Annotated in this window: 1 protein-coding gene and 1 pseudogene; both read right to left on the reverse strand. The window is 34.3% G+C overall.

From position 1 onward, the window contains the following. Positions 1–313, reverse strand: a pseudogene (locus EAH57_RS15795) (outer membrane beta-barrel protein); the annotation flags it as partial. Between the two features lie 445 nt (positions 314–758). Continuing rightward, on the reverse strand, positions 759–834 hold a 76-nt coding region (locus EAH57_RS16190), incomplete at its 5' end, for a hypothetical protein (RefSeq protein ID WP_228200054.1).

The following is an 834-nucleotide window of genomic DNA, read 5'->3' on the forward strand; positions in this document are numbered from 1 at the left end:
AAGTAACATAGAAGTTACCGTTGATTTGTTGTTGCTTATATTCAGCGTTAGCAGCAGCGCTATCTACGTCGCCTTTAACTTGGTTATATTCAACTTCAAAACCTAACCAAGGTGTTAATTCCACACCAATAGCAGCACCAACGAATAAATCGTCTTGTAATTCACCGCTAGTAGTTAAATGATCACCACCATTGTTGTGCTTACTGTCTTGGAATGTGTAACCAAGCAATAATGGAGTAATTGTTACGCCCGCATTAGCAGCAGCTAAAGGAGCAGCAACAAGCATAGCAAGTGCGATACGACTCAATTTCATGGATATCCTCCAGAGATAACAATTGTTTGTTTTCTAAACTTAATCAATTTTGAATACTGAGAAATAGCCTTGTTGTATCTTTTTCAGTTATTCACTTTATGTTGAATCATACAAATACCCAATCAATTTTCCAAGTATTTAATACCATTTAGCTAGCAGCCACTGAAAAACGACTTATTTCTCTTCCAAAAATCTAGAAAACTCTAATCTCATAATACTTAATAAAGCTGTGAGAGATTATCACTTTTTAATCAAAACCTTAACAAGATATCATAATTTTTTTTAATAAAACTAAATAGTCCTCACAATCTATCCAGCATTAAGACAAGATTATTCTAGTTTCTTAGCCATTATGTTTACTTTTACATCAATGCCACAAAACGTTTATATCCATAAAAAAAGCGACTCAAATGAGTCGCTTTTTTATAATTTCAATGACTTGAAATTATTGACCTGGTTGAACTAAAACAGTACGGCTACCAGAAATCGCAGCGAATACGCGACGGTTCATAGCACGACCT

Origin of the sequence: Acinetobacter sp. 2JN-4 (assembly GCF_003687745.1) — a bacterium.
GTDB classification, from domain to species: domain Bacteria; phylum Pseudomonadota; class Gammaproteobacteria; order Pseudomonadales; family Moraxellaceae; genus Acinetobacter; species Acinetobacter halotolerans.